An 8451-nucleotide genomic window follows, 5' to 3' on the forward strand; every position below is an offset into this window, starting at 1 on the left:
CGGATAAATAAGCTGACGCACCGAATAGACCCGTTGTAGGGTGCGTCAGACCCCTAAATCATCTATCTGGGAGGGGAAACGGATAAATAAGCTGACGCACCGAATAGACCCGTTGTAGGGTGCGTCAGACCCCTAAATCATCTATCTGGGAGGGGAAACGGATAAATAAGCTGACGCACCATTTTGTAAAAAGTTATTAATTTTTGGCGTTTGCGTGAGACGGCAGAATAACCTGCACCTAGTTAAGGGTATAAAGCACATTGAAGTAGATGCCATGATCCTGAAGATTGTTGTCACGATCGCGAAGTTGTATCAGTGGTAAACCATAATCTAAACGGATATTCAGATTAGGGATAGGTTCCCATAGTAACCCCAGACCACCTCCCACCAAAAATGTCTGAGTGGGTAAACGATTAGGGTTGTTGGGATGATTCCAGACCTTGCCCATATCGAGAAAAGGTGCTAACTGTAAAGTAGGTAAATTCAAGCGATCGCGTTTAAGGGTAATTCTGTCCTCAATAGAGAATCGAAAGCCATTATCCCCGGCGCGGACATTCTGACGGTAGCCACGCAAAGACTGAGCCCCACCGATAACAAACTGTTGAGAAGGAAATAGGGGGTCAGCAGCTAACTGTATATCTCCCTGGATAATCAAAAGGTGATTGTCACGCCATAGCTGTAGCCGTTGTATCTGTCCTAGCCAACTGACAAAATCGCTATTGGGCAAAAATTCGGTATTGGTAGCATTTAATATCCCCAAGCCCAAACTAAACTGCGATCGCAAAGCCCAAACTCCCAGGCGATCGCGTCTTATATAGTCTTGTCCCAACTTGAGAACCACCAGACGGGTCTTACCATCATCATCTGGACCAAAGCCAAAGCGCAACCCCTGATTATCCACCAAAGTTTGACTTTCCTGATAACTCAACCCCGCAGATAAAGCAAACTCTTCCGAGGGAGTCCTCCGCAAAGGCTGACGATAGCTAATTTCGTAAAGCTGAGAGTTTCCCTGAATATTCAGGTCTGCAAACTCTTCGGTAATCACCCGATTGCGATAAGGAGGAATCCGCAGTTGAATCGTACCATTCATGGCATTGATGGGGATAGAGTAGAGAAAATCGAAGATATCCGACTCCCCCTCAGTAATTAGGCGAGTAGTTTTATAGGAAACCAAGAGGAAATCACCCCTTCCCGTGAGGTTCATATGACTAAAATTAACCCCCAAACGTTGACTACCAATACTGGGGGGGGAATAGTTATCTAAGCTAAAACTAAGCTGTATGGGATTAGCTTCTGTGACTCGGACTACTAAAATACTCTGTCCTTCCTCGCCTCCTGGACGCAGACTAGCTTCTACAGACTCAAAGAGGGGATTAACCCGCAATAGTCGCAGTTGATTTTCGAGTTGTAGGGTATTTAGGGGAGTTTGCGCGCCCAAATTCACCCGACTGATAATGTAGTTGGGATTAAGGCGGCGGGTTCCTTCGACCTCGATTTTTTCTAAACTTCCCTCTATCACGAGAATTTGCACGACACCATCTGTGATAGTCTGTTGGGGAACTACAGCCCGGGAAGTCATATAACCCCGTCTGAGATAGATTTCTGTAATCTGATCGGCTATATTTTGCAGTTGGTTGAGGGTGATGGTCTGGTTTGATACGGTAGAGGCGATCGCATTAATTTCCTCAGTTGATAGAATACTATAGAATACTACTGCCAATTATTTGAATTTGACTAATCGCTACGGGAGTATCATCACCGGGAATTGACGGGGAAGGTGGGGGTGGTGTTTCTATTTCTGGTTCGCCGTTGGGTGGTCTTTGGGGAGGTCGGGGGAGAGGTTGCAAAAAGCGATCGCGGTTAGGGTCACTTTGGGGGGGTAGGGGGAAACTTTGGGAAAGTCCTAAACAGTCTGCGGAATCACAATTAGGGGAAAATAAAGCCTGGGCTGGAACAAGGGGGTAAAATAGAATCAACCACAGGGTAGTCATTTGACAACCTATCAATGAAATATGTAAACTCATAGGGATTATGGAGGGCTTCAAGTTTAGCCCCAGCTAGTGGCACTACCAGCAGGTTAATTTCTCGCTGACTTGATTTACAGGCGGGTTTATGGGGATACTTTAAGTAATAACGAAGTTAATTGCGGAACTCCTCCCTACCCGGAACAAAGGGTTGTTCATACAAGCGCACCCGATTACTACCTACTTGCTCGAGATTTTCCGATCTCAATAATTCTAGCCAAGCCTGCTGGATTTGAATATCCCTTTGATGATCTGAAAGTAATTCGGAAAAGGCGGCGACCATATCGTACCACAGGGTCTTTTCTTTGTAGAATTCTAGGCGATCGCTTCCATTGAGTCCTTCCAATTTCTGAATCTGATCTGAGTCTAAGTCGATCCTTTTGATCCAACCATCCACGATTTGGTTCACCGATTGATTAACCGGATCACATAAAATTGTCAGGTACCAGTGATAATATTGATTCACTTCCAAACCCGGAAAGCCGTCGAGAGCCCCCAAATCTATGCCCACAATGCCAGGATTTTCCATATCCAGTTGAAATTGGGTGCTATAAATCACTATTTCTTCTGTTTCGGGAGACTCTGAATCTGGTAACTTAGTCACAAGTAACTCAATGGGGGTATCCCCACTAACTACCGGGAGATAAAAAAACAATTGGGGTTTCTCATGGGCGGTTAAACCCATGGTGGAAACGGGAATTAGACTGATGAGGCTTGCATAGTCAGCACATTGTGTCCCTCTGGTTCCTCCTCCTTCCCGTCTTCCGGGAACCCCCCGCTGGGGTGGGTCGAAGGCTATTAACCATGGAGATGGTTGATTTTGAATGATCACATCTCTGTTTGATGGGTAGGCTATAGCGGGTCGGACTAGGCTACCCCAGACAATGGTTTGGGTACACAGCGCACCCAACACAGTTGTCCATAAAATCACAGGGGTTGTCTTAACCATAGGATTCAACTCAAAAACTCGTTAACATACAGGTTATCAAGATAGCTAAATTGTATCCAATGTTTCCGTAATTGACTGTGAAAAATTGTTGTATTTGGAAAGTGGGAGTGTCAAAGTTAGCATGAATATCAATTTAACGAATGTTGGAACAACTAGCAATTATCGGCACAGAACTATCAGACCCATGGGGGTTTCCTCACTCTATGGTATCACTTTTGTGGGTAAAAGTTGTTTTGCGATCGATTCTTTGAGGGGGTTTTTGCTGAGGATAGACCCGGAAACTGATAATGCTACGGTGGTGAATCCTGATCAGACTTCTGAGTTTGCTGATGTGACGGGTTTGGCGGTTTGGTCCGAGGATTTATGGTTCACTCGCTATGATACGGTTTATGTTTGTCGAGGGGCTTTTGTCGGTGATAGTATCTCTCATATTAACCCAGAACCTTTGGTAACTCTCCCCTATAATCTTGATGGGATTGCGGTCTGGAACTCTACCCTTTATATTAGTTCTAAACAGGGGGGATGCATCTTTGTTTATAGTCTCACTAGCGGTCGGGAAATTACCCGGTTTTATTCTCCCGGAATTGGGGTCGAAAATTTGACGGTGCGAGATGAGGAATTGTGGGTATGTGATCGCCTTGAACAAACCGTTTATTGTCTCGAACGTGGTACCGGAGAAACTAAGTTTAATGTGTTAACTCCCTTTGAAAATCCCACCGGATTAGGGTTCTATACTCACCCAGAAACCGGGGAAGAAGTGCTATATGTCGCCTATGCGGGAGATGAATTATTTATCCGAGATGACCCGAACTCCTATGAACAATATCAACTAGCTAAACGCGATCGCACTTTTCTTCATCCCCTCTATTTTCACTACAATGAGTCCCAAAGATATGCTACATCTAACGGATATCTGATTGAGATGTCTTATGTAGAGGAAATCGAACCTTTAGAAGAGATTTACTTAGAAGATGTAGAATGGCGTATCGCCCTCCCCTCGGAAACTGACCGCCAAAAAGTCCGGGAAATTTCCTATATTGGTATACCCTTTACGGAGGAAATTGAAGCCGGAGAAAGGGTGGCAGTTTTTAAGTTTAAACCCCTCAACTCCACAGAAAGACAAATTTTTGGCTGGAAAGCATTATTAGAAGTTCGAGGAATTAAATATCAAATTCATCCCTTAGACGTGGAAAAAATCCCGCCATTAACTCAGGAATTTAAGGATAAATATCTAGTAGATAATGATAACCTCGCCATGGAATCATCCGTAGTCCGACAAGCGGCTGAGGAAGCCGTGGGGACAGAAACTAATATTCTGCGTAAATTATTGAATGTTCGGAATTATGTTTACGATCGCCTTGACTACAGCCTTACCGCTAAAATTGAAACCCCAGACGTGGTACTAGACCGGGGGATAGGGTCCTGCGGTGAGTATGTGGGGGTATTGCTGGCTTTGGGACGGCTAAATGAAATACCCTGTCGGACGGTGGGACGCTACAAATGTCCGGCTTTTGCTGATCGCCGGGGCGTTCCCCTAGAACCAGAGTATAATCATGTTTGGCTGGAGTTCTATATTCCTGGCTTTGGCTGGGTTCCTATGGAGTCTAACCCTGATGATACTGGTGGTAGTGGACCTTATCCTTTACGGTTTTTTATGGGCTTGGCTTGGTATCATATAGAAATAGGTAAGGGGCTGAAGTTTCAACGCCTGACTAACCAGGGGCTTCCTGTCGATAAGGAAAAAGTCTCTCTGGGGAATTTGGCGATTAACCATGTTCGGTTTACGATTTTGAATGAACTGCCAGCCATTTAGGGGAAGATACAGCACTCATGGAGTTTACTACGGTTAATATTCTGTTTCTCATGGCGATCGCTCTGTTGCTTCTGGTAACGAGTGGTGTCGCCTATTTGACTTTTGCTGATTGGCGCGATCGCCGCCGCCGAGAAAAGGAACGTCGCGGTCAATAACCCCATTTTTCTTGACCCTCCCCGGACTCCCCCCACAACTCTTTTAACTCCTCTGAGGGGTGGAAAGACTTAAAACTCCATCAGCATAAAAAAGTTATTTTGTCAAGGGGTGGCAAGTTCGAGCAGTGGACAAAGGCGAAAAACTCGTGATTCGTGAGATTAAAAACTTGACCAGAGAATATTTTTAACTGCCATAAAATAGGGGTTACAGCCAACTTTTTTGCGTGTAGACATAGTAAAGCCTTGGGTGCGATTTAGATGATGATAGCAGAACCCCTATAATCTCGTCAAGTGTTTACGAGAAATTATCAATAAAAATGTATTAATTCTTAACATACTTGGGAAAATTAAAACCATTTCCACGGAATGATTAGTAAAACTTAACTATTTTCCGTAATGTAAGGGGGGTGATAGTGGAGGTTTTTAAAAACGGAAATCTTACTAATAAAAACGCCCTAATTTAGCAGTAGGTAAGGAATGAAATAACCATTAAATCCCACGACGGCGCAATACCTCTGTGTTGACATAACTACTAGGAAAAGGAGACATTCAAAAAGCCACAGTCCCGGCGATATCTAATGGTTCACCAAAACGCCGGAAAGGAATTTCTGCGGTCATTTTATCGCCGACTTGCTCAGGGATTTTTTGAGTCATTTCGGTATAGCCGTCCTTGCAGTAATCATGGCTTACCTGTCGCTGGTCTCTCCCCCCCAGGGATTCTGATTTAGGGTGAGGGTAATGTTTAGCGAGATTTCCCGGATGTAACAGCCAGGACCTGAACCGCATCTAAAGATAGTCGATGTGTTCAACTAGGTTTAAATGGTGCGATCGCTCTTTATTACCCACTCAAAAATCTGTAGGTGTAGGTGGGGGGGTGGGAATGGCAGCTTAGGGATTATCCCCTCGTCCGAAACTCGATCACATCTTCTCTAATAGTCACATCATACTGACCAAAAAAGTCCTGCCCTAACAATCCTACTTCTAAAGCAGGTGCGATCGCCACTGTCAAATTACTAGCCATTGCGCCGCCAACTTCAATAGAGATAATTTCACCCAGGTCAAATTCAACATTTTGCTCGCTGGGGGTATTCGCCAAACCTCGCCCCGTCCGAACCACACCCAATACCTCCGCCATCAGCGGCGTGATCACAGTTCCACTAGCCCCCGTATCAATCATCATTGGAAACGGTTGGCTATCATTAAAAGTAGCCAATACGACTGGGATGCCTTGGTGTCGCCGAATAATGGGTGCTTGGTAAACTCCGGCGGCTGCACTGGGAAGGACAGCAGTACCACCGGGGGGGGTCACAACTTCGGGAAAATTACAAATTTGATTCAGATTAATCAACCGACCTGATCTTGTCCGAGCAAAACAGCCTGGTTGTTCTTGTGCTGTAGCCAACCCTTGGGGATAGAATGCGGCACTTACCACCAGTAAACCTACTGTAATAGGTATAGTCGGCACTAAACTAGGAAAATGGGATTTACCATTGATACTGTGGTTATTCATAATTCGACTTTCCTTGGAAATGAGCTTTAGTTATATCTCGTTTCTATAGGGTTTGATTGTCGCCTTTTATGGGGGTCTAAGATTAATCTCGATGGTACTTTGACATTCCCAGACCCATTTTGACCCGTCTACCACCATTATAGCTTTATGTTTGGGGACAAAGTTGATGTTTTCGTCAATTTTACAAAAATGTTCAGCCAAATTGCCGCCGGTGGTTGACAACTGCCAAGAACTAATGGTATCGTTTAATTTAAAAATTTCATAATTAAATTTTATTTAATTTTCAAATAACCGCAAATATTTCAATTATATCAAAGAATAGCACGGGTGAACCCCTAATGCAACCCACCCCCTCAAAAAATTTTTTGTAATATTTCTTAACTTTTGTAACAAAAATTTACATAATCGGGGCGGAATCAGGTTGTGTGGGGTAGCCGGGGGGAAGGTTCAGTGAGTGGCCTAGGTAGAATGGTTGCTGGGACTGTTATGGGAAAGATGTAAAGTTTTGTAAAATATTGGGGATCACCCGGAAAAAATGTAACAATGAATACAGAATAACCAAGTAGACTTTAAAAATTACCCTTTCGGAGAAACAGATATGAAACTAGCCTATCGCGGCGTTAACTATAACCATGAATTTCAACCAATGGATGTGGTAGAATCAGAGGTTTGTGGAAAATATAGGGGCCAAGATTGCCATTTCCATTACCCTCGCCATATTCCTGTCCCCCAACCCCACGGAAACCTGAAATATAGGGCTGTTTCCTACTCTGTGGGTGAACCTAGAGACCAAAACACTATGATGGTGGCTGTAGCGACAAGTGATGCTAAACCTGAGCCACCCCCGGCGACGAGTGGGGATACCTGTGCGATCGCTCCTGAAGAATTAGCTAAAGTACATTCGGCTAATTTGTGCCGTCTTCTGGAACGGAGACAGAAAGCAGCCCGGGAACGAGGCGACCAAAGATTGTTGAGTTTGTTAGAGGCAGAAGCTCAACACATAGCCTGCTAGATTTTACAGCATATTTGACGGAAAATCAATGTCTGGGGTGGTGTAGACAGCAATTCTCATTTTGACCCGCATCCTGTCCAAAATGCCCGATGATGCCCAATCTTGAACGAAAGAATGGGGCTTTCAAGGATCGCTCTTGAGATGATTCTCAATAAGCTGGGGCAAAATTTCCATAATGAGAATTGCTGGTGGTGTAGAAGTGTCTCTTGTATAAAATCCGGTAATTTCCGGCTCCTGCCGGAAATTACTCCTCAAAGGAGATGATCGATGCAGGTCCAGGATTAGACCTACGTTAAGGGGGTGATGACACCATCGGGTGAACGCGAGCCTGTTGCTCTGTCGTCTATCTTTAAGGAACGAGATGAGTGGATTTGTAAGCTCGAGTGAGCTAGACGTAAAAAGCCCCTTTAACATGACCGAGGCCAACATTACCCCATCTGGGAGATAGCTTAAATGCCAAATTACCAAAATTACGTTTTTGTGGTTGACACATTGGGGCAACCGTTAAGTCCCACTCATCCGGCCAGAGCCAGAAAGCTTTTGAAGCAGGGTGTGGCCGCAGTCTTTAGGACTTATCCATTTACAATTATAGCATTAGTCAGGGTGGTTAGGACATAGCTGGGAGAACGGAATCCATGGCATCATCGAGAGAATCAAACTGCTCACGTGCAATGGCGAATGCGGGCTTTCAACCACGACCAACATTTCTCTATCTTGTTGAGGTCTGGCGAATAAGGTGGTAGATAGAGCAAACGGCATTGAGCCGCCTCCACTAGCTCAGGAATCCGTCCCCCTTTATGAAACGTTGCATTGTCTAGCACTAGAGTCTGACCTGGCTTCAGTGTTGGAATTAAGATGAACTCCAACCACAACTCAAACACTGTCCGATTACAACAACCCTCAAAGCGATCGGGGGCTAAGAGTTGTTGATAACACCATGCGGCCATATAGCTCACCCTGCCCTGCCTCTTCCCGGATTTGAGGACAC

At 44.8% G+C, this 8451-nt stretch carries 9 protein-coding genes and 1 pseudogene; 4 read left to right on the forward strand and 6 right to left on the reverse strand.

Features of this window, described 5'->3' with window-relative positions; all coding sequences use genetic code 11:
• Positions 1-238: 238 nt before the first annotated feature.
• The 3 genes from P5674_RS06190 to P5674_RS06200 all read right to left on the reverse strand — a co-directional run bounded on the left by P5674_RS06190 (position 239) and on the right by P5674_RS06200 (position 2973).
• Complete coding sequence (locus tag P5674_RS06190; protein ID WP_315669863.1) at positions 239-1720, reverse strand: ShlB/FhaC/HecB family hemolysin secretion/activation protein; 1482 nt, start codon at positions 1718-1720, stop codon at positions 239-241.
• Entirely contained in the window at positions 1701-2024 is a 324-nt protein-coding gene (locus P5674_RS06195) for a hypothetical protein (protein ID WP_315669864.1), read from the reverse strand. Before P5674_RS06195 ends, P5674_RS06190 begins: the two co-directional genes overlap by 20 nt.
• A gap of 115 nt (positions 2025-2139) precedes the next feature.
• Positions 2140-2973 (reverse strand): DUF928 domain-containing protein, encoded by an 834-nt coding sequence (locus tag P5674_RS06200; protein ID WP_006616910.1) that lies wholly within the window; start codon positions 2971-2973, stop codon positions 2140-2142.
• A gap of 121 nt (positions 2974-3094) precedes the next feature.
• On the opposite strand from P5674_RS06200, the gene P5674_RS06205 reads away from it, so the two are divergent.
• Positions 3095-4786: a transglutaminase-like domain-containing protein gene (locus tag P5674_RS06205; RefSeq protein WP_006616911.1), complete on the forward strand. Its 1692-nt coding sequence runs from the start codon at positions 3095-3097 to the stop codon at positions 4784-4786.
• Positions 4787-4803: 17 nt separating this feature from the next.
• The gene (locus tag P5674_RS06210; protein ID WP_006616912.1) at positions 4804-4941 is read left to right on the forward strand and encodes a hypothetical protein; all 138 of its coding nucleotides are present in this window, start codon (positions 4804-4806) and stop codon (positions 4939-4941) included.
• 549 nt (positions 4942-5490) lie between these two features.
• On the opposite strand, the gene P5674_RS06215 is transcribed toward P5674_RS06210, so the two are convergent.
• Together P5674_RS06215 and P5674_RS06220 are read right to left on the reverse strand one after the other, a co-directional pair.
• Positions 5491-5727: a hypothetical protein gene (locus tag P5674_RS06215; protein WP_014276649.1), complete on the reverse strand. Its 237-nt coding sequence runs from the start codon at positions 5725-5727 to the stop codon at positions 5491-5493.
• A gap of 109 nt (positions 5728-5836) precedes the next feature.
• Positions 5837-6451: a retropepsin-like aspartic protease family protein gene (locus P5674_RS06220; RefSeq protein ID WP_006616914.1), complete on the reverse strand. Its 615-nt coding sequence runs from the start codon at positions 6449-6451 to the stop codon at positions 5837-5839.
• Positions 6452-7049: 598 nt separating this feature from the next.
• On the opposite strand from P5674_RS06220, the gene P5674_RS06225 reads away from it, so the two are divergent.
• Both P5674_RS06225 and P5674_RS06230 read left to right on the forward strand, forming a co-directional pair.
• Complete coding sequence (locus P5674_RS06225; RefSeq protein ID WP_006616915.1) at positions 7050-7463, forward strand: DUF4278 domain-containing protein; 414 nt, start codon at positions 7050-7052, stop codon at positions 7461-7463.
• A gap of 453 nt (positions 7464-7916) precedes the next feature.
• Positions 7917-8081, forward strand: a complete 165-nt coding sequence (locus P5674_RS06230; RefSeq protein WP_014276648.1) for an RRXRR domain-containing protein — start codon at positions 7917-7919, stop codon at positions 8079-8081.
• Here the strand turns inward: P5674_RS06230 and P5674_RS06235 are convergent.
• Positions 8071-8451 (reverse strand): annotated as a pseudogene (locus P5674_RS06235) (IS630 family transposase); the annotation flags it as partial. The gene P5674_RS06230 and the pseudogene P5674_RS06235 overlap by 11 nt on opposite strands.

The organism is Limnospira sp. PMC 289.06 (assembly GCF_032350395.1).
Classification (GTDB): Bacteria; Cyanobacteriota; Cyanobacteriia; order Cyanobacteriales; family Microcoleaceae; genus Limnospira; species Limnospira platensis.

Excerpts from the sequence above, each read along its gene's own strand:
- P5674_RS06195 (WP_315669864.1), bottom strand. The coding sequence starts at position 2,024 with ATGAGTTTACATATTTCATTGATAGGTTGTCAAATGACTACCCTGTGG.
- P5674_RS06200 (WP_006616910.1), bottom strand. The coding sequence starts at position 2,973 with ATGGTTAAGACAACCCCTGTGATTTTATGGACAACTGTGTTGGGTGCG.
- P5674_RS06205 (WP_006616911.1), top strand. The coding sequence starts at position 3,095 with ATGAATATCAATTTAACGAATGTTGGAACAACTAGCAATTATCGGCAC.
- P5674_RS06210 (WP_006616912.1), top strand. The coding sequence starts at position 4,804 with ATGGAGTTTACTACGGTTAATATTCTGTTTCTCATGGCGATCGCTCTG.
- P5674_RS06215 (WP_014276649.1), bottom strand. The coding sequence starts at position 5,727 with ATGCGGTTCAGGTCCTGGCTGTTACATCCGGGAAATCTCGCTAAACAT.
- P5674_RS06220 (WP_006616914.1), bottom strand. The coding sequence starts at position 6,451 with ATGAATAACCACAGTATCAATGGTAAATCCCATTTTCCTAGTTTAGTG.
- P5674_RS06225 (WP_006616915.1), top strand. The coding sequence starts at position 7,050 with ATGAAACTAGCCTATCGCGGCGTTAACTATAACCATGAATTTCAACCA.
- P5674_RS06230 (WP_014276648.1), top strand. The coding sequence starts at position 7,917 with ATGCCAAATTACCAAAATTACGTTTTTGTGGTTGACACATTGGGGCAA.